Genomic DNA, 17,918 nt, shown 5'->3' on the forward strand with positions numbered 1-17,918 from the left:
AATCCTGAAGAAGGAGATTCACGTGCCCCAGACCGACCCCCAGCAGCGCCTGGCCATTCTCAGCCACCCGGACGCCCAGGACTGCACCGTCTACCGCCCGGATGAAGATGATCCCGATGCTGAAGAGCTGGACCTTGGCGATGCCAAAATTCTGTTCAGTGGCCTGTTCCAGGCGCCTGTCGAATGGGATGAAAACGAGCGCGCCGAGTACTTCGGCGATGCCGAGCCCGATACGTTCGTCACCGCCTACATCGAGTGCGAGGCCAAGCCCGGTTCGGCTGACTTCTTCGTGGCTGACGTTGGCGATTATGTGGCGACCATGCCGGGGCTGGGAGAGGTCGTGATGTTCTATGTGCACGATTACAGCGATGACGAGCAGGGCCGGCACTACACCCTGATTCGCGACGATGAGCCACTGGACTGAGGCTGGCGCTTACCCATGAAAACGACAAACCCGGCACATGGCCGGGTTTGTCGTTAAGCGCAGTGGCTGTTACTTGATTTCCACCGCCAGGCTGTCGTGGATCTTCTTGTTCCAGATCGCCGGGCCGGTGATGTGCACCGACTCGCCTTTGGTGTCGACCGCGACGGTCACCGGCATGTCCTTGACCTCGAACTCGTAGATCGCTTCCATGCCCAGTTCGGCGAAGGCCAGTACCTTGGACTTCTTGATCGCTTGCGACACCAGGTAGGCGGCGCCGCCGACGGCCATCAGGTACACGGCCTTATTGTCCTTGATCGCCTCGATGGCAATCGGGCCGCGTTCGGACTTGCCGATCATGCCGAGCAGGCCGGTGCTTTCGAGGATCTGCCGGGTGAACTTGTCCATCCGCGTGGCGGTAGTCGGGCCGGCCGGACCAACCACTTCGTCGCCAACCGGATCGACCGGGCCGACGTAGTAGATGAAGCGACCCTTGAGGTCGACCGGCAGCGCTTCACCCTTGTTGAGCATCTCGACCATGCGCTTGTGCGCGGCGTCGCGGCCAGTGAGCATCTTGCCGTTGAGCAGCACGGTTTCGCCCGGCTTCCAGCTCTGCACGTCTTCCGGGGTGATGCTGTCGAGGTCGACGCGGCGCGCACTCGGGCCGGCTTCCCAGACGATTTCCGGGTAGGCGTCCAACGACGGCGCTTCCAGCTCGGCCGGGCCGGAGCCGTCGAGGACGAAGTGGGCGTGACGGGTGGCGGCGCAGTTGGGGATCATGCACACCGGCAGGGAGGCGGCGTGGGTCGGGTAGTCCATGATCTTGACGTCGAGCACCGTGGTCAGGCCGCCCAGGCCCTGGGCACCGATGCCCAGTTGGTTGACCTTGTCGAACAGCTCCAGGCGCAGCTCCTCGATGCGGTTCTGCGCGCCGCGGGCCTTCAGCTCGTGGATGTCGATGGACTCCATCAACACTTCCTTGGCCATCACCGCGGCCTTCTCGGCGGTGCCGCCGATGCCGATGCCGAGCATGCCCGGCGGGCACCAGCCGGCGCCCATTTCCGGCACGGTCTTGAGTACCCAGTCGACGATCGAGTCGGACGGGTTGAGCATAGCCATCTTCGACTTGTTCTCGGAGCCACCGCCCTTGGCCGCGACGTCGACTTCGACCTTGTCGCCGGGGACGATGCTGTAGTGGATCACCGCCGGGGTGTTGTCCTTGGTGTTCTTGCGGGCACCGGCCGGGTCGGCCAGGATCGAGGCGCGCAGGACGTTCTCAGGCAGGTTGTAGGCGCGGCGCACGCCCTCGTTGATCATGTCGTCGACGCTCATGGTGGCGCCGTCCCAGCGCACGTCCATGCCGACGCGGATGAACACGGTGACGATGCCGGTGTCCTGGCAGATCGGCCGGTGGCCGGTGGCGCACATGCGCGAGTTGATCAGGATCTGCGCCATGGAGTCGCGCGCGGCCGGGGATTCTTCCTTGAGGTAGGCTTCGTGCATCGCCTGGATGAAGTCCACGGGGTGATAGTAGGAGATGAACTGCAGGGCGTCGGCGACGCTCTGGATCAGGTCGTCTTGCTTGATCACGGTCATGCTGGGCGCTCCTTTTATAAAGGTAGGAGTAGGGCAAAACTTCGGCGACGGCGAACCACGAGTCGACGCGCGGGTGCAGTAAAAAAGGCGCGGCAGTATAACGCGCTGGCGGCTGAGCGGACAGTCGACCAACGGCCGACCCTGGTCGCTGATCGCCCCCTGAAACGGGCTAGGCATTTGATAGGCACGGGCGTACAGTGGCGGCTGAATGCCAGTATGGGATGGAGCCCATAAGCCCCCATGAGCCTAAGCCATCAGCGGGTCACTCAGCATACCCTGCAGCGCCTGCTGCTGAAGCGCTTCGGCATGGCCACGGCAACCTACGCCCTGACGGCGCTGCTGTGCTGGATCGCGGTATTCAACGATCTGTTTCGTGCCTCCATACCGACGGTGCTGCTACTCACCGGGTTGGTAATACTCGGTCAGGCGGCCTTCCTCGGCCTGTTTCTCACCGGGCAGAACCTGCGTTTTCGTGACCCCAGCCTGACCGAGGCGCAGGTGCTGGTGGCCCTGGTCTGGCTGACGCTCTTGTTGGGCATGTTTGCCAATGGGCGCGGCGCCTTGCTGGTGATCTACGTGCTGATCCTGTTGTTCGCAGTCTTCCAGTTGCCGCCCAGGGTGTTTGCGCGCTGTGCGGTCATCGCTTTTTTCGGCTTTGCCGGGCTGAATCTCTACGAGGCCTATCAGTACCGGCTGGCCGATCCTGCCCTGGCCATCTTGCAGGTCAGCGTACTGGGCGGCGTGATGCTCTGGCTGAGTCTGTTTGCCAGCTATGTGCAGGCCATGCGCCAGCGCATGCGCCAGCGGCGTTTCGCCTTGCAGGCGCACCAGGACACCCTGCGCGGAATGATGCGCCAGCTCGAGGACCTGGTGGCTACCGACGAACTGACCGGGCTGTTCAACCGCCGCCATTTCCTGCGCTTTGCCAACGTCGAGCTGAAAAACCTGCGTGCCGGCAGTCAGCACGGCCTGGCGCTGATCGACCTGGACCACTTCAAACGGGTCAACGATGCCCACGGTCATGCCGCAGGCGATCGCGTGCTGCAGACCTTCGCCACCGTGGCACAAACCTGTCTGCGCGATGGCGATATCATCGCCCGCTACGGCGGCGAGGAATTCGTGCTGCTATTGCCCAATACCAAGGCTGATCAGTTCACCGCCTGTTGCGAGCGCTTGCGCGAGGCCTTTAATCAGGCTGAACCCTTGGGCATTAAGGTGGATACTCTGAGCTTGTCCGTCGGAATGACCTTACTGACCATGCACGATGATCTGGACGAGGCGCTGCAACGCGCCGATCAGGCACTCTACCGGGCCAAACGCAACGGGCGTAACCGTTGCGCGGCGGCCTGGGAGGATGTCGATGCCTGAACTCCGGGTGGGTGAGCAGCGGTTGACCGTTGCGCCTGCCAGCAACCTGCTCGATGCCCTGCTGCAGGGCGGCGTCAGTGTGCCTTACAGTTGCCGTTCGGGCAGTTGCCACGCCTGCCTGGTGCGCTGCCTGCGCGGTGAGCCGCTGGATGCCAAGCCCGAGGCGCTTGACCAGCAGCGCCGCGAGCAGGGCTGGCGGTTGGCCTGCCAGTGTCGAATCGTCGACGACCTGCAGGTCGAGGTATTCGATCCCGTGCGCGATGGTCGCCCCGCGCAGATCGATGCCTGCGACTGGCTCAGCCCGGAGGTGTTGCGCCTGCGCCTGATTCCTCAACAACCGCTGCGTTACCGTGCCGGTCAGCATCTGGTGCTCTGGACCGATTCGGGGATTGCCCGGCCTTATTCATTGGCCAGCCTGCCGGGTGAAGACCCCTGGCTGGAGTTCCATCTGGACTGTCGCCAGAGCGGCGCGTTCTGCGATGCGGCGCGGACGTTCAAGCCGGGCGATAGCTTGCGCCTCGGAGAACTGCGCGGCGGCGCTTTGCACTACGACCCCGACTGGCAGATGCGCCCACTCTGGCTGCTGGCGGCCGGTACCGGGCTGGCACCGCTCTATGGGGTACTGCGCGAGGCACTGCGCCAGGATCACCAGGGCCGCATCCGGGTTATTCACCTGGCCCATGATCGAACCGGGCATTACCTGGCCGAGCCCCTGGCGCAGCTGGCGGCGCAGTATCCGCAGCTGCAGGTCGAGCTGCTGGGCGCGGCCGAGTTGCCAGCGGCTTTGGCCGAACTGCGCCTTGTTTCCCGGCAAACCCTCGCCTTACTCTGCGGCCACCCCGACAGTGTCGAAGCTTTTACCCGGCGCCTGTATTTGGCAGGTATGCCGCGTAATCAGATGTTTGCCGACCTGTTCTTGCCGCACGCCCGCTAACCACCTCTGCGGCGTGCCCCTCGGAGCATGAGAAATGAGCGAGCACCTGCAGATTGAGCGCGAGACAGGTCTGTTGACCCTGCGTATGAACCGTCCCGACAAGAAAAATGCCCTGACCCGGGCGATGTACAGCGGCATGGCCGAGGTGCTCAAGCAGGCCGATCAAGACAGCAGCGTGCGCGCCGTGCTGATCACCGGTGGCGCAACGTGCTTCACCAGCGGCAACGATGTGGCCGATTTCATCCAGGCGCCGCCATCCGGCCTGAACAGTGAAGTGTTCCAGTTCATGCAGGCCCTGTTCGAGTTCAGCAAGCCGGTGGTGGCGGCGGTCAGTGGACCTGCAGTGGGTATCGGCACCACCCTGTTGTTGCATTGCGACCTGGTCTACGTCAGCCGTGATGCGACCCTGAAGATGCCCTTCGTCAACCTGGGCCTGTGCCCCGAATACGGCTCCAGCCTGATTCTGCCGCGCCTGCTCGGTCATGCGCGGGCCGCCGAGTTGCTGCTGCTCGGGCAAAGCTTCAGCGGCGAGCAGGCGGCTGCCTGGGGCATCGCCAACCAGGCCCTGGAGAATGGCGCCGCGACCCTGGCCAGGGCCCGCGAGATGGCTCTGCGCTTCCAGCAACTGCCGCCTTCGGCCGTGACTGACAGCAAGCGCCTGATGCGCGCGCCTGGACGTGAGGAGTTGCGCCAGGTGATCGAGGACGAGGGTGCGCTGTTCGGCCAGCGCCTGCGCTCGCCGGAGGCCATCGAAGCGTTGACGGCCTTCATGCAGCGGCGCGCGCCGGACTTCTCCAGGTTGGCTTGATACGCTTGTCCCGAATGGAAATCTCGTCGGGCTGGGCCAACGAAAAGGCTATGGTCAAATTAGCTGTTGCAGCCGCTAGCGGCTTCCAGCAGCCAGGGTTCGGCAGAAGGGGTTGTGATGCGTAGGGCGGACTCAGGAGCGCAGCGAACAGTCCGCCGGTGATGGAAGCCGGCGTACTGGTAGCCGGCTGAGCCATACACGGCAGCAACGAAAAGGCCCGCGCTTGCGGGCCTGTTTGCGTTACGGCGCAGGCATTACACCAGCGCTTCACCGACATGCAGGATCTTCATGCCGTTGGTGCCGCCGATGGTGTGGTAGCTGTCGCCCTTGGTCAGGATCACCCAGTCACCCGGCTTGACCACGCCACGCTTGAGCAGTTCGTCCACGGCCGCCTGGCTGACTTGTTCCGGCGGCAGGGCCGCCGGGTCGAACGGTACGGTGTAGACGCCGCGAAACATGGCGGCGCGGGCCTGGGTGGCGCGGTGTGGGGAGAACGCGTAGATCGGCACCGAGGAGCGAATCCGCGACATGATCAGCGGGGTATAGCCGCTCTCGGTCAGGGCGATGATCGCCTTGACGCCCGGGAAATGGTTGGCCGTGTACATGGCGGCCAGGGCGATGCTTTCGTCGCAGCGCTCGAAGGTCGTGCCCATGCGGTGGCTGGAGGCTTTGCTGGTCGGGTGCTTTTCCGCACCGATGCAAATCCGCGCCATGGCTTGCACCGCTTCCAGCGGGTAGGCGCCGGCTGCGCTTTCCGCCGAGAGCATCACCGCGTCCGTGTAGTCGAGTACGGCGTTGGCTACGTCGGAGACTTCCGCGCGGGTCGGCATCGGGTTCTGGATCATCGACTCCATCATCTGCGTCGCCGTGATCACCGCCTTGTTGTGGCGGCGCGCATGCAGAATGATTTTCTTCTGAATGCCGCACAGCTCGGCGTCGCCGATTTCCACGCCGAGATCGCCACGGGCGACCATGACCGCGTCACTGGCGCGGATCAGGCCGTCGAGGGTGTCGTCGTCGGCCACGGCCTCGGCCCGTTCGATCTTGGCCACCAGCCAGGCGGTGCCGCCCGACTCGTCACGCAGTTTGCGCGCGTACTCCATGTCCGAGGCATCGCGCGGAAAGGACACGGCCAGGTAATCCAGGTCCATCTCGGCGGCGTGGATGATGTCGGCCTTGTCTTTCTCGGTCAGCGCCGGCGCGGTCAGGCCGCCACCACGACGGTTGATGCCTTTATGGTCGGACAGCGGGCCGCCAATCAATACCGAGCAGTGCAGGGCGTCGGCAGTCGCGGTGTCCACGCGCATCACCACCCGGCCATCGTCGAGCAACAGCTCATCACCAACGCCGCAGTCCTTGACCAGGTCCGGGTAGTCGATGCCGACGATTTCCTGGGTGCCCTCGGTCAGCGGATGACTGGTGGAAAAGGTGAAGGGGTCGCCGACCTTGAGTTCGATGCGCTTGCAGGCGAACTTGGCAATGCGGATCTTCGGTCCTTGCAGGTCGCCGAGCAGGGCGACATGCCGGCCATGCTTGGCGGCCAGTTCGCGCACCAGCTTGGCGCGGGCCTTGTGCTCGTCCGGCGTGCCATGGGAGAAGTTCAGCCGGGCCACATCCAGGCCGGCGATGATCAGTTGTTCGAGGACCTCGGGCGAGTTGCTCGATGGACCAAGGGTGGCGACGATTTTGGTACGGCGAAAAGTCATGCACGGACTCCTGAGTTGCGATTGAGCGCGAGGCTACTACGCTGCAACCCTGTAGTCATTGTTGCTCTGCACTACCTTTCTGCTCGGGTTTGAGCACCAGTAAATCGCAGTCCACGCTCTCCAGAATACGCTCCGCGGTATGCCCGATCAGGGCCGTATCCAGGTGGCCGCGAGCGATGGCGCCCATCAACAGCAGGTCGACATGCTGCTCGCGAACAAAGCGGGGCAGGACTTCTTCGGCAAAGCCCTCGATCAAGTGCGTATTGGGCGTGGCGATCGGGTATTGGTCGATCAACTGGGCAAAGGCTTCGCGGTGCTGGGCGGCGCAGCGGGCGACATAGTCATCGTAATTGGCCAGCAGTTCGGCATCGAACATCAGGGTGCGCGGCAAGGCGGAATAACTGTGCAGGTAGTGGGCGTGCATGCCCAGTTGACGACTCAACTCGCTGGCCGCGCGAATCAGTTGATGATCGAGCGCCGCCGGCTTGTCGGCGCTGTGCAGGGGATCGAGCGCTGCACACAGGCTATGGCCCTGCCATTGGGCATGATGCACCAGCCATAGCGGTGCCGGGCAATGGCGGATCAACTGCCAGCAGCTGTTGGTCAGCAGCAGCCGGCGCAGCAGGCTGTCATGCACGGTGGCCTTGAGCACCAGGTCGGGCACCAGCTCTGCCACTTTCTCCAGTACCAGCTTGTGCAGCGGCCTGCCCCAGCGCACGTCCAGATGCAGTTCCAGGCCCTCGGCCCGCACTGGCGCGGCCAATTCCTCCAGCCATTCCATGCCACGTTCGAGCCAGGCGGCCCGCCCCCGGCTTTGCATGGCCGTATCGAACAGATGGCCGGCTTCCAGGGTGGCGTTGTATTCGACCAGCAGCAGGTGCAGTTTCGCGCGGGTCTTGCGTGCCAGCCATAGCGCCCGCTCGAGTGCCGGCTGGTGTGTCTGCTGGGGTTCGATGACAACCAGTAGCTGTTGCAGATTCATGGACCTGGACCTCGCTGTGGGTTAGCGGCACATTGCAACGCATGGGCGCGCTGCTGGCGTTGATCTGTATCAGCTTAGTGGACCGGCTATTGCTTGGCGTCTGAGCCGGCGATCGGCATGAGCCTGCAGATTTCTGCAGGTCAGTCGATACACTGCTCATTGGAGGAGAGACCCATGCGAACCCTGTTGATTCTGACCCTGGCGCTCAGCGCCGCCGGTTGTACCCGTTGGTCGCTCGACCACCACTTGAACAATGCCTATCGCGCCTATGAGCAGGGCGATTGTTCGCAGGTCATGCTGGAGCTATCCCAGGCCGAGCGTAAAAGCCGTTCGCGTCCTTATCTGCAGCCGGAAATCTCCCTGTTGCGTGGCCAGTGCCTGGAGCGGCAAAACCTGTTCGTCGATGCGGCGCAGACCTATGAGTTCCTCATCAGTCGCTACCCCAGCAGTGAATACGCCTTCCGCGCCCGCGCGCGCCTGCAAACCTTGCAGCAGTTGGGGCATTACCGTCCGGCAGGCGCAGCCAAGGCGACAGCCACGGCACTCTGACTATAGGTCACGGGGTTTGGCTGCATGAGATTGCAGGGGTAAGCTGATGGATCGTTCAGGGAGGGAAAATCATGCGCCTGTTGCTCTGTCTCCTGTTGCTGCCCGGATTGGCCGCGGCAGAGATTTATCGCTGGGTCGATGCCAATGGTCAGGTGCACTTCGCTCAGCGCCCTGTTACGCCCGGGGCCGAGCAGGTCGAGGTCAGGCCGCAGGTGATCGAACGTGACGAGGCGACGCGCCAGCGCGAGGAGCGTGCCGCGCGCTTCTACGACGCGCGCCGCGCCGAGCAGGCGCAGGCGGCGGTTGCCTCAGCCACACGTCAAACCCAGCGTGCGCAGGAATGCAGCGAGCTGCGCAACAGGTTGGTGCAGCTCCAGGAAGGGCGGCGCTATTTCAGCTCCGAGGCGAATGGCGAACGGACCTATTACAGCGATCAACAGCTTGATGCCGCTCGTCGTCAGCTGCGTGACCGAGTATCCGAACGCTGTTCCTGAAACTGGTCCAGGAGCAATAGTGCGGCCATACTTAGAAGCTCTTCATAGCGATGTGCCATTATGCCCATTCAGCGCCGAATCGAACGCCAGCAGTTGCCTTGCTACCTGAAGGTGTTCAACCGCATTACCGATAAGCCTATGGGCTATATCGGCAATGTGTCGTTGGACGGCCTCATGTTGATCAGCCAATTACCACTGCTGGTCGGTGCGCGTTTCGACATGCGCTTGAAGATTCCAGGGCAGAGCACGCTCCACTTCATCGACTTCTCGGCCACCTGTCAGTGGTGTCGCGAGGATGTCACTCCAGGCAGCTTCGACTCGGGTTTCGCCTTGGTGGCGCCGCCCGCCGAGTTCGTCGAGATGGTCGACTCGTTGCGTCAATACTTCAGTTTCTACCCGCTGGGTGCCTCTGCCTAGGCGGCGCTCTTGGAGAGGGGCTGATGACGAGTGGAAGACGCCCGCCTGCTGCGGCCGCCTGCAGACGGTCTCGTGACGGCGCTCGATATTTGCCCAAGCCTTGAGATCTCGCGGTGAGACGGGCCGCAGGATCAACAGGAACGGGTTCGTGCACCGCTTGAGCGAAACAGCGTCCATAAAAAAACCGCCTCGTAAGGCGGTTTTCTCAATTATGCCGCCACCTCAAGCCATTGCTGGCTCGTTCAGTTGCAGCAGTTCGTCGGAGCGCATCTGCACCTCGCTGTAGCGTTCGGCGTTGCTGGCAAGCACCTCGGCCATGGCGGGGAAGATCTCGTTCAGCTTGCTGCGCCACTGCTCGGATTCAACCTGCTTGGGGAAGCAGCGCTGAATCAGGTCGAGCATGATCGACACGGTCACCGAGGCGCCTGGCGATGCGCCGAGCAGGGCGGCGATGGAGCCGTCCTCAGCCGCAACCAGCTCGGTGCCGAACTGCAGGATGCCGCCGTGCTTGGCATCTTTCTTGATGATCTGCACGCGCTGGCCGGCCATTTCCAGGCGCCAGTCCTCGGCTTTCGCCAGTGGGTAAAAGCCGCGCAGGGTCTTCAGGCGCTTTTCATCGGACTGCATCACTTCCTTGATCAGGTAGCGGGTCAGTTCGAAGTTGTCGCGTGCCACCGCAAGCATCGGGCCGATATTGTTGGGGCGGATCGACAGTGGCAGATCGAGCAAGGAGCCGTGACGCAGGAATTTGGTCGAGAAACCGGCGTAGGGCCCGAACAGCAGAGATGTCTTGCCATCGACCACGCGGGTGTCGAGGTGCGGTACCGACATCGGCGGCGAACCCACTTCGGCCTGGCTGTAGACCTTGGCTTCGTGCTGTTTGACCACCTCGGGGTTGTCGCAGCGCAACCATTGGCCGCTCACCGGGAAACCGCCGTAACCTTTGCCTTCGGGAATGCCGGACATCTGCAGCAACGGCAGGGCGGCACCGCCGGCACCGAGGAAGACGAACCTGGCCTGGATCGTGCGGTGATTGCCGCTCTGCTGATCCTTGATGCTGACGCGCCAGCCTTGCTCGTTGCGTTCGAGGCCGGTGACCTTCTGGCTGCATTTGACCTGTGCGTTGGGCTGTTTGCCCAGGTGGTGGAGCAGGTGCTTGGTCAGCGTGCCGAAGTTGACGTCGGTGCCTGCCATGACCCGGGTCGCGGCGATCGGCTCTTGCGGATCGCGGCCCGGCAGCATCAGTGGCATCCACTCGGCCATGGTGGCGCGGTCTTCGGTGTACTCCATATCGGCGAAGGCATGGTGCTGGGTCAGCGCCTTGAACCGCGTCTTGAGGAAGTCGATGCCTTCCTGCCCGCGCACAAAGCTAAGGTGCGGCACCGGAGTGATGAAGGATTTGGGTGAACCAAAGGTGCCTTTGTCGGCGTCCTTTTCGATCAAATAAGCCCAGAACTGCTTCGACTCTTCGAATTGGGTATTGATGGTCACCGACTTTTTGATGTCGATCGAGCCATCCGCCGCCTGCGGCGTATAGTTCAACTCGCACAGTCCGGCGTGGCCGGTACCGGCATTGTTCCAGGGATTGGAGCTTTCGATCGCGCCGGATTCCATCAGTTCGATGATTTCCAGCGTGAGGCCTGGATCAAGTTCTTTCAGGAGCACGGCCAAGGTCGCGCTCATGATGCCGGCACCAACCAGCACCGCATCCACCGTTTCGTAATCGTTCTGCGCCATTATCACTTCTCCTAAAAATGCTGCACCCAATTGACGGCCAGAGGCCTAAGCGTGAAACAACGCCTATCAGCAGTCGCTGAGGTGTCCCGGGGTGAGGCAGGAGGGGATGACGGAGCATTGCCCAGCCGCAAGATCGTTCATATTCGCCACACTCTTGTGAAGTTGTTGAAACCGTTTTTTCACGCTCTTTTGGAGCCGTGAACCTCAAAAGCTCGTTCGCCCAGGCCAGCCTTATTACCCGCGCAAAACTCCCGTTGCATGGCTGCAAGGCGGTCTGCGTGTTGGGTAAAGCGGCGAGCCGGAAGGGGCTGCACGAAGTGGGCGACTCTCTGGGGCGTGCCGATGGCTAATGCATCAGCGGTACGGCGAGGCCCGATCAGGAGGCGTCCTTATAATCGGGGCGCGATTATAAGACGAATACGGGGAAATTGATCGTATCAAGTGACTTTTCTTCTTCAGCCGGTCAGGCCAGCGAGGCTTCGGCGGCGGTCGAATTTGTCGCGGTCGGGGCGATTCGGGCACTGGCCGGGAGTGGTTTATGCAGCCAGCCGAGTTGCTGCTGATTGACCTCGGTCCAGTCCAGGCCTTGTGGCGCCTGGGCTGACTGGCGAAAGGCACGGCACAGGCCGTGCTCGTCGAGCAGGGCAAATGTGCGAATGTGACGGCGCGGGACGAGCCAGGAGCGAAGGGAGAACATGGCATGGACTCAGGCGGTTGACGACTAAAGTCTTATGCCAGCCGGGCATGACAGCGCTGTGACAACAGCTCGGTCTCCCTCAAGTCTTGCCTGCGGCGCTGTTAGCCCATGCTGCTGCTGGTTATACTGCGGAGCACTTTTGCGCCCCACACCCATGGAGAGATGAGCATGCTGCATCGCCTGTTGTTTGGTCTGATCGCTGTCGTCAGCCTGACCCTGGTCGGCTGTGCCCACAGCCCGCAACAACTCAGTCCGCAACCCAAGATCAATGCCCCGCTGGCTGCCGTTGGCCAGGGCCAGCCGGTAGTGGTGAAGGTTGTCGACGGTCGTCCGTCGCCAGTACTCGGTACGCGTGGTGGCCTGTACCCGGAAACCAGTGCGATCGTCGTGACTGGTCAGGACATTCTGCCAAAACTGCAAGCCCAGGCAGAAGCGGCGGTGCGTCTACTTGGTTTCACCCCGACCCCGAATGCCTACAACGCGCCGCAGCTGACCCTGACCCTGGCCGAGTTGAAGTACCAGTCGCCGAAAGAAGGCCTGTACGTCACTGAGTCCGATATCACCGCGACCTTTCGCATCGACGTGCAGAACAGTGTGCGCCGTTACAACGGTCGCTACGGCGCCTCGATGAACCAGCGCTTTGGCATGGCGCCGAACCAGGAAACCAATACCAAGCTGGTGGGCGATGTCTTGAGCGATGCGCTGACCCGTGCGTTCAAGGATCCGACTGTCGGCCAAATGCTCCGTCAGTAAGCGCCTGTCGATAAACGACCGGTCAGTTGCGCAAGGCTAGTCAGCCAAGAGCCGGTTCGTCAGGTCTTGCTTGTCAGCGACCAGTTGTATAGTTCGAGAGTCTGAAGAAATGCCGCTTCCCCGTCAGGGCTAAGCGGCATTTTTTCTTGAAGACAGGGCCGTGCGGCGCCTGCCCAAGGATTGTGTGCGATGGCTGCCGCCCATCAGTCAGAGCTGCTGGGTTGGGGGCGGCGAGGGCAGATAAAAAACGCCGCTCACCGGTAACGGTGGAGTGGCGTTTTTTCTTGGTCGAAGGGTATTGCGGGTGGCATGGCGCTGATTGGGCGTTCAGGCCGCGTCGGCATAAAACTCCGGCAAGCTGAAGCCGGTGTGCTGGTCGATGTCCGGCAGGTCATAGTGTTCATGACCGCCAAGGGTGCAATAGACCAGCCAGTGGTGATCCTGGACGTTGAAGGACAGTTCGTTGATTACCGCTTCTTCCATGTCGTCGAGCGAATCGATCAGGTAGTCACGGTCAAGGGGTTGGGGCGTGAGCATGGCAATTCCTCCGCGGGCCTATTGGATACGCCCCGTGCAGCGATGACGGTGGCGTAGCTGAAAAGAATTCAAAGCTTAGGCCAGGAATATGACGATTCTTAGACGATTTTGAGATCGCTCCTTCGTTCGTCGGAAACGAAACTTCTAAATCGACTGCTTCAGTAAACTGCGCGCGGTATTTTGGCTCGTCTGGTGGGATGTGGCGGTGTGAGGTGCGGCTGATGGAGGTGTGTAAGAGGGGAATTCAGCGCCTGCCCCCTGGAGCATCGAGTGTTCCTTCCCCGAGCGATCAGCCTAGGCGCTTCATGCCGTCCGGCAGCGCCGGAGTTTTTCCCTTTCGTGGTGCGCCGGCGTGATCTGTGCACCAATTTGCTGTGGAGGTTGCTATGCCGTTGCAGGCGCTCTGGTCTGTTTTTCTTGCCCATCCCGCGCAGTCGTTGAATACCCTTGCCCTGTTCTTCGGGCTTGCCGGGGGCTGGTTGCTGCTGGCCACCCGCGTGCGTGAGCGGCGTGCAGTGGCACGCGTGATCGCGGGCGGCGGCGCCAAGCAGATGGTCGAGGAGGTGAGTGTGTTCGACGCCCCGACCCTGCGTATCAACCGGTTTTTCTATCGTTTCGGTTTTGCCAGCCTGGCGGCGTCGCTCGCGCTGTCCTGGGGCAGCACCCTGCTCTGAGTTACCGCGAGGCGCCAGCACTACTTTCCAGCAAAAAAGCGGCAGCCCATGGGCTGCCGCTTTTTGTTAGTGCGCCAGGCATTGCTACAGCGGCAAGCCGGCTTTGACCCGGTATTGATTACGCACCGGGTTGGCATATTGCAGCACCAGATAAGGCTGCTGTTCGACCGGGCAGCGAGCCAGGCGCTTGTTCCACTCGGCTTCTGCGCGAGCCAGTTCCTCGGCGGCAAACAGCTGTGCGGCGCTGGGTACGTCGAGTGCCGGATCGCGCTCGCTGCACATGGCGTAGGCCAGGTAATGCACGGGGAATAGCCGGTAGCCGCTGAGAATCTGTCTGTCCATCTCGGCGGCCAGCTGCTTGCTGTCCTCCAGACCGCGGCTCACGGGCGCACTGAAGTGAATATGCACGCGACCCTTATAGCCGGTAATGCCGAGGGCGATGCTCTGGTCGTCTTCGCCCGGCGCTTTGCTGTAACTGCCGCTGCTGGCGCGGATGAACAGCTCGCGGGCCTTGGCCTGATCGCAGGGGTCGTATTCATAGCTGATCGAAACCGGGGTCAGTTTCAGCGCAGCGATCACCTCGGCAAAGGGTTCGTTCTTGCGACTCATGTGGAACATCTTGAGGATCGCCGAGTCGGTGCGGTCGTTACCATCCTTGGCGCGGCCCTCGGCCTGGGCGATCCAGATCGACTCGCAATCGGTGCGGATCGAATGATTGATATAGGCCGACAGCAGTTGGTAGGCCGCGAGCTTCTCGCGGCGGCCGCTGAGCGAGCGATGCACGATAAAGCTCTTGTTCAGGCGCATCAGGTCGCTGACGAACGGCTTCTGCAGCAGATTGTCGCCAATCGCGATGCGCGGGGTCGGCAGGCCGGCGTGGTACACCGCGTAATTGACGAAGGCCGGATCCATGACGATGTCGCGGTGGTTGGCCAGGAACAGGTAGGCACTGCCAGCCTTGAGTTGCTCGACGCCGGAGTAGGTCACGCCGTCGGTGGCGCGCTCGATGCTCTGGTCGACGTAAACCTCGACTTTTTCCTGCAGCGCCGCTACCGAGGCGACGTTGCTGAACTCAACTCGCAGTCGATAGGCTATAAGTGGTTTAAGCAACCAGCCCAGTGCGCCGGCCAGGCGTGGGAAGCGATACTGGGTGAGGATGTCGAGAAACTCGTCGTCTGCCAGCAAGCGCGCCAGAACAGTGGGTACTTCGGAATCGGCGTAAGGTCGGATGGCATCGAATTCGCCCATCATGCTCTCTTGTCGTGGTTGGCTGTGGTTAACAGAATGTGGAGGAGGGTGGTTCCGTGCGTGGGACCAGCGATAGACCGGCGATTATACCTACAAGTCACATGGAGACTGCGATGCTGGAAAGCCAGCTTTATCAATGCCCCTACTGCGGCGAGACGGTCGAAGCCCTGCTCGACCTTTCCGCTGGCGATCAACAGTACATCGAGGATTGCCCGGTGTGCTGTCGCCCCATTGTCTTCGATTTGCGAACCGACGGTATTCTCTGGACGCTCGATGTGCGTGGAGAAAACGACTGATGCAGCGCATTTACGAGCCGCAGGACGTGCTGGAAGGCGAATTGCTGCTGGCAATGCTGGCCAGTGAGGGCATCCAGGCCCACCTGATCGGCGAGCACCTGCTCGGCGGGGTTGGCGAGCTGCCGGCCTGTGGCTTGCTCGGTCTGCTGGTCGACGATGTTCAGGCCGAGCGCGCACAGCAGTTGATCGCCACGTACAATATTGCGCAACCTCTGGCCAATGATGAGCCCGAGGATTTTCAGGGCGTGTTGCTCTGCTAGACCCCACGGCGCGTGGAGGCAGGCGCGCAGGGTGAGCCGAGCGCACCTGATGCGAGCCACTGGTTCAGTCTGCCCTGACCTGGTTGAGCGCCAGGGTGTGGCGCGCTGGCCCCTGGTCTTAGTGTGTTGCCCATTCCACCGCTGGCCCCTTCTGGCCTGCTGCCTACCTGTTATCGAGTTGCCTCATGTGTGGACGTTATGCCCTGTTCCGTTGGTCGCCAGCATTCGCGGCCTTGCCCGGATTTCCTGCAGATCAGCAGCCGCAATGGAATATCTCGCCCGGCGCCCAGGTGCTGTTGCTGCGAGCCGTTGCGGGTGAGCGCCAGCTGGTTCGCGCTCGCTGGGGGCTGACCCCGCCCTGGCTGACGGATCTGTCGAAAACCCCGGCCCAGGCTCGGGCGGAAACGCTGGTCGAGCAGCCGATGTTCCGCGATGCCTTTCGCCTGCGCCGCGGCTTGTTGCCGGCCAATGGCTTCTACGAATGGCGCGGTTCTGCGCGCAAGCGGCCATATTGGCTGACCGGCGAAGACAGCCCGCTGTATTTCGCCGCGCTGTGGGAGGCGTATCCGGTCGAAGGCTGTGTCTATCTCAGTGCGGCGGTGGTGACCCAGCCGGCGGCCAATCAGCGCCGCCCGCTGATCCTCGATGCCGCCGCCCAGGCGCTGTGGCTGGCGGCAGATACGCCGCGCGACGAGCTTGCCGCGCTGCTAGCCCGACCTCAACCGGTGCTGCGCGAGCGGGTCCTGGCCAACCTGGTCAATGATCCCAAACTGAATGCCCCCGAGTGCCTGACACCGGCGTAGCTGCCGTCAATAGTGTGTCGGGGGTGGAACTTATTGCCGGCCGGCCGGCCCTAGCTTTGAGGTGTTCACTCGCTGACTGTTTAGCGAGTGCAGGGTCTTGCGCCGATAACGCCTAGTCGGCGCTCTTCCGCGCTATTGCCGGTTGCTCGCCCAAGGAGGCAGGCCTAGCATACGTTGCTTAATCGAATGGAGACTCAGCATGAACCAGACGTTGTCCTTTACCGCGCTGGCCGCGGCCTTGCTGCTGGCAGGATGCCAGGCCGTGAACACCACCAGCGGTGGCGCGGTGGGTGTCGAGCGCAAGCAGTACATGTTTGGCATGCTCTCGAGCCAAGAGATCAATCAGATGTATGCACAGTCCTATCAGCAGACACTGAGCGAGGCGTCGAGCAAGGGTGTGCTGGACAAGAGCAGCGCCAGCGCCAAGCGGTTGCAGGTCATCACCAGTCGCTTGATCAGGCAGGCGCCGATTTTTCGCCCCGATGCCGCGCAGTGGCAGTGGGAGGTCAACCTGATCAAGAGCCCCGAGCTGAATGCCAGCTGTGGCCCGGGCGGCAAGATCCTCTTCTACAGCGGGCTGATCGATAAGTTGCAACTGAGCGATGATGAGATCGCCGCGATCATCGGCCATGAAATGGCCCATGCTCTGCGCGAGCATAGCCGTGAAGCCATGTCCAAGGCCTATGGCGTGGGGCTGGCCAAGCAGGGCGCCGGTGCGCTGCTCGGCCTGGGAGAGGTGGGTATGGCCATGGCCGATACCGTGGTGCAGTACAGCCTGACCTTGCCCAACAGCCGGGGCAACGAAAACGAGGCCGATCTGCTCGGGCTGGAACTGGCTGCCCGCAGCGGCTACAACCCGAATGCCGCGATCAGCCTGTGGCGCAAGATGGCCCAGGCCGGCAATGGTGCACCGCCCGAGTTCATGAGCACCCACCCGTCGTCGAGTAGCCGCATCGCGGCCCTGCAGGCGGCAATTCCGAAAGTCATGCCGCTTTACGAGCAGGCCAAGGCCTCGCGCTGACAGCGTCTCGGGTGTGTGCCCGCATCGTATAGGCAGCGCCATACGCACCGCTGGTCGGGGCTGCTGGCGCTGAGTCGACTTAAGGCAGGGCTTTTTCCGAGAAGGAGCGAGTGTCCAGGCCCAGTTGGGCGCGGAAGCTTTCCATGTCGAACATTGTGCAGATTTCCTGGATCTCGTTGCTCGGGGTCAGCGTCCAGAAGGCCATCGCTGCGATGCTCAACACCTTGTCACTCGGCGGGTAACCCATGGCCGGTTGCTCGATGGTGCCGATCAGGGTGCTCCAGGTGACTACCTTATTGCCTTCGGCAATGCATTCCTCGACCACTACCTGCAAGTCGGGCATGGCCTTGCGGATATCCTGAACCAGCTGGGCGAAGGCCGCGCTGCCCAAGTGGTGGCCAACAAACGAGCTTCTGTAGAGAAAATCCTTGCTGTGCAGCTGTTCGGCTAGGGCCAGGCACCCTTTGTTCCACGACAGGTTGATATGCTGGCAGACCAACTTTTTCCGATCATCCAATGACATGCGTCGCTCCCGGGCTTGTTGGGTAAGGTGCGCAAGATACTGCGCACCTTATCTGCCGCTAGAGTAGCCAATAAATTGCTTTGAGCGCCAGAGG

General features: G+C 62.2%; 21 protein-coding genes. 13 read left to right on the forward strand and 8 right to left on the reverse strand.

Features of this window, described 5'->3' with window-relative positions; genetic code table 11:
* Nucleotides 1–22: 22 nt before the first annotated feature.
* On the forward strand, nucleotides 23–424 hold the full coding sequence (locus PH586_RS12805) for a hypothetical protein (RefSeq protein ID WP_271348151.1): 402 nt from the start codon (nucleotides 23–25) through the stop codon (nucleotides 422–424).
* 69 nt (nucleotides 425–493) lie between these two features.
* On the opposite strand, the gene PH586_RS12810 is transcribed toward PH586_RS12805, so the two are convergent.
* Nucleotides 494–2,017 carry a fumarate hydratase gene (locus PH586_RS12810; RefSeq protein WP_271348152.1) on the reverse strand — a complete coding sequence of 508 codons (1,524 nt, stop codon included), beginning with the start codon at nucleotides 2,015–2,017 and terminating at the stop codon, nucleotides 494–496.
* A 240-nt stretch (nucleotides 2,018–2,257) separates the two neighbouring features.
* Between PH586_RS12810 and PH586_RS12815 the strand changes: the two genes are divergently transcribed.
* From PH586_RS12815 to PH586_RS12825, 3 genes are read left to right on the forward strand one after another with little or no spacing between them, the layout of a single operon-like run.
* Complete coding sequence (locus PH586_RS12815) at nucleotides 2,258–3,385, forward strand: GGDEF domain-containing protein (RefSeq protein ID WP_271348153.1); 1,128 nt, start codon at nucleotides 2,258–2,260, stop codon at nucleotides 3,383–3,385.
* Complete coding sequence (locus PH586_RS12820) at nucleotides 3,378–4,319, forward strand: iron-sulfur-binding ferredoxin reductase (RefSeq protein ID WP_271348154.1); 942 nt, start codon at nucleotides 3,378–3,380, stop codon at nucleotides 4,317–4,319. The genes PH586_RS12815 and PH586_RS12820 overlap by 8 nt, the downstream gene beginning before the upstream one ends.
* Nucleotides 4,320–4,353: 34 nt before the next feature.
* Nucleotides 4,354–5,127, forward strand: coding sequence for an enoyl-CoA hydratase (locus PH586_RS12825; protein ID WP_271348155.1), 774 nt, complete (start codon nucleotides 4,354–4,356; stop codon nucleotides 5,125–5,127).
* A gap of 254 nt (nucleotides 5,128–5,381) precedes the next feature.
* On the opposite strand, the gene pyk is transcribed toward PH586_RS12825, so the two are convergent.
* Nucleotides 5,382–6,833 (reverse strand): pyruvate kinase, encoded by a 1,452-nt coding sequence (gene pyk / locus PH586_RS12830; protein ID WP_271348156.1) that lies wholly within the window; start codon nucleotides 6,831–6,833, stop codon nucleotides 5,382–5,384.
* Nucleotides 6,834–6,888: 55 nt separating this feature from the next.
* A complete protein-coding gene (locus PH586_RS12835) occupies nucleotides 6,889–7,815 on the reverse strand; it encodes a universal stress protein (RefSeq protein WP_271348157.1) in 927 nt (308 codons plus the stop codon).
* Between the two features lie 174 nt (nucleotides 7,816–7,989).
* Between PH586_RS12835 and PH586_RS12840 the strand changes: the two genes are divergently transcribed.
* The 3 genes from PH586_RS12840 (at nucleotide 7,990) to PH586_RS12850 (ending at nucleotide 9,275) form a co-directional block, all read left to right on the forward strand.
* Complete coding sequence (locus PH586_RS12840) at nucleotides 7,990–8,364, forward strand: tetratricopeptide repeat protein (protein WP_271348158.1); 375 nt, start codon at nucleotides 7,990–7,992, stop codon at nucleotides 8,362–8,364.
* 71 nt (nucleotides 8,365–8,435) lie between these two features.
* On the forward strand, nucleotides 8,436–8,858 hold the full coding sequence (locus PH586_RS12845) for a DUF4124 domain-containing protein (protein WP_271348159.1): 423 nt from the start codon (nucleotides 8,436–8,438) through the stop codon (nucleotides 8,856–8,858).
* 60 nt (nucleotides 8,859–8,918) lie between these two features.
* The gene (locus PH586_RS12850) at nucleotides 8,919–9,275 is read left to right on the forward strand and encodes a PilZ domain-containing protein (RefSeq protein WP_271348160.1); all 357 of its coding nucleotides are present in this window, start codon (nucleotides 8,919–8,921) and stop codon (nucleotides 9,273–9,275) included.
* Between the two features lie 222 nt (nucleotides 9,276–9,497).
* Here PH586_RS12850 and mqo read toward each other — a convergent pair whose 3' ends face one another.
* Entirely contained in the window at nucleotides 9,498–11,012 is a 1,515-nt protein-coding gene (mqo, locus tag PH586_RS12855; protein ID WP_271348161.1) for a malate dehydrogenase (quinone), read from the reverse strand.
* Nucleotides 11,013–11,475: 463 nt separating this feature from the next.
* Nucleotides 11,476–11,709, reverse strand: a complete 234-nt coding sequence (locus PH586_RS12860) for a hypothetical protein (RefSeq protein WP_271348162.1) — start codon at nucleotides 11,707–11,709, stop codon at nucleotides 11,476–11,478.
* 168 nt (nucleotides 11,710–11,877) lie between these two features.
* On the opposite strand from PH586_RS12860, the gene PH586_RS12865 reads away from it, so the two are divergent.
* Nucleotides 11,878–12,462, forward strand: coding sequence for a YajG family lipoprotein (locus PH586_RS12865; RefSeq protein WP_271348163.1), 585 nt, complete (start codon nucleotides 11,878–11,880; stop codon nucleotides 12,460–12,462).
* Between the two features lie 327 nt (nucleotides 12,463–12,789).
* On the opposite strand, the gene PH586_RS12870 is transcribed toward PH586_RS12865, so the two are convergent.
* The gene (locus PH586_RS12870) at nucleotides 12,790–12,999 is read right to left on the reverse strand and encodes a hypothetical protein (protein ID WP_271348164.1); all 210 of its coding nucleotides are present in this window, start codon (nucleotides 12,997–12,999) and stop codon (nucleotides 12,790–12,792) included.
* Between the two features lie 386 nt (nucleotides 13,000–13,385).
* Between PH586_RS12870 and PH586_RS12875 the strand changes: the two genes are divergently transcribed.
* Nucleotides 13,386–13,673: a hypothetical protein gene (locus PH586_RS12875; protein ID WP_271348165.1), complete on the forward strand. Its 288-nt coding sequence runs from the start codon at nucleotides 13,386–13,388 to the stop codon at nucleotides 13,671–13,673.
* A gap of 84 nt (nucleotides 13,674–13,757) precedes the next feature.
* Here the strand turns inward: PH586_RS12875 and PH586_RS12880 are convergent, their stop codons facing one another.
* Nucleotides 13,758–14,924, reverse strand: a complete 1,167-nt coding sequence (locus PH586_RS12880; protein ID WP_271348166.1) for a 1-acyl-sn-glycerol-3-phosphate acyltransferase — start codon at nucleotides 14,922–14,924, stop codon at nucleotides 13,758–13,760.
* Nucleotides 14,925–15,034: 110 nt separating this feature from the next.
* On the opposite strand from PH586_RS12880, the gene PH586_RS12885 reads away from it, so the two are divergent.
* The 4 genes from PH586_RS12885 to PH586_RS12900 all read left to right on the forward strand — a co-directional run bounded on the left by PH586_RS12885 (nucleotide 15,035) and on the right by PH586_RS12900 (nucleotide 17,301).
* The gene (locus PH586_RS12885) at nucleotides 15,035–15,217 is read left to right on the forward strand and encodes a CPXCG motif-containing cysteine-rich protein (RefSeq protein WP_271348167.1); all 183 of its coding nucleotides are present in this window, start codon (nucleotides 15,035–15,037) and stop codon (nucleotides 15,215–15,217) included.
* Complete coding sequence (locus PH586_RS12890) at nucleotides 15,217–15,477, forward strand: putative signal transducing protein (protein WP_271348168.1); 261 nt, start codon at nucleotides 15,217–15,219, stop codon at nucleotides 15,475–15,477. Before PH586_RS12885 ends, PH586_RS12890 begins: the two co-directional genes overlap by 1 nt.
* A 185-nt stretch (nucleotides 15,478–15,662) precedes the next feature.
* Entirely contained in the window at nucleotides 15,663–16,280 is a 618-nt protein-coding gene (locus PH586_RS12895) for an SOS response-associated peptidase (RefSeq protein ID WP_271348169.1), read from the forward strand.
* 199 nt (nucleotides 16,281–16,479) lie between these two features.
* Nucleotides 16,480–17,301, forward strand: coding sequence for a M48 family metallopeptidase (locus PH586_RS12900; protein WP_271348170.1), 822 nt, complete (start codon nucleotides 16,480–16,482; stop codon nucleotides 17,299–17,301).
* A 79-nt stretch (nucleotides 17,302–17,380) separates the two neighbouring features.
* Here the strand turns inward: PH586_RS12900 and PH586_RS12905 are convergent, their stop codons facing one another.
* Complete coding sequence (locus PH586_RS12905) at nucleotides 17,381–17,824, reverse strand: ketosteroid isomerase-related protein (RefSeq protein WP_271348171.1); 444 nt, start codon at nucleotides 17,822–17,824, stop codon at nucleotides 17,381–17,383.
* Between the last annotated feature and the right edge of the window lie 94 nt (nucleotides 17,825–17,918).

Origin of the sequence: Pseudomonas aestuarii (genome assembly GCF_027988105.1) — a bacterium.
In the GTDB taxonomy this organism is placed as follows: domain Bacteria; phylum Pseudomonadota; class Gammaproteobacteria; order Pseudomonadales; family Pseudomonadaceae; genus Aquipseudomonas; species Aquipseudomonas aestuarii.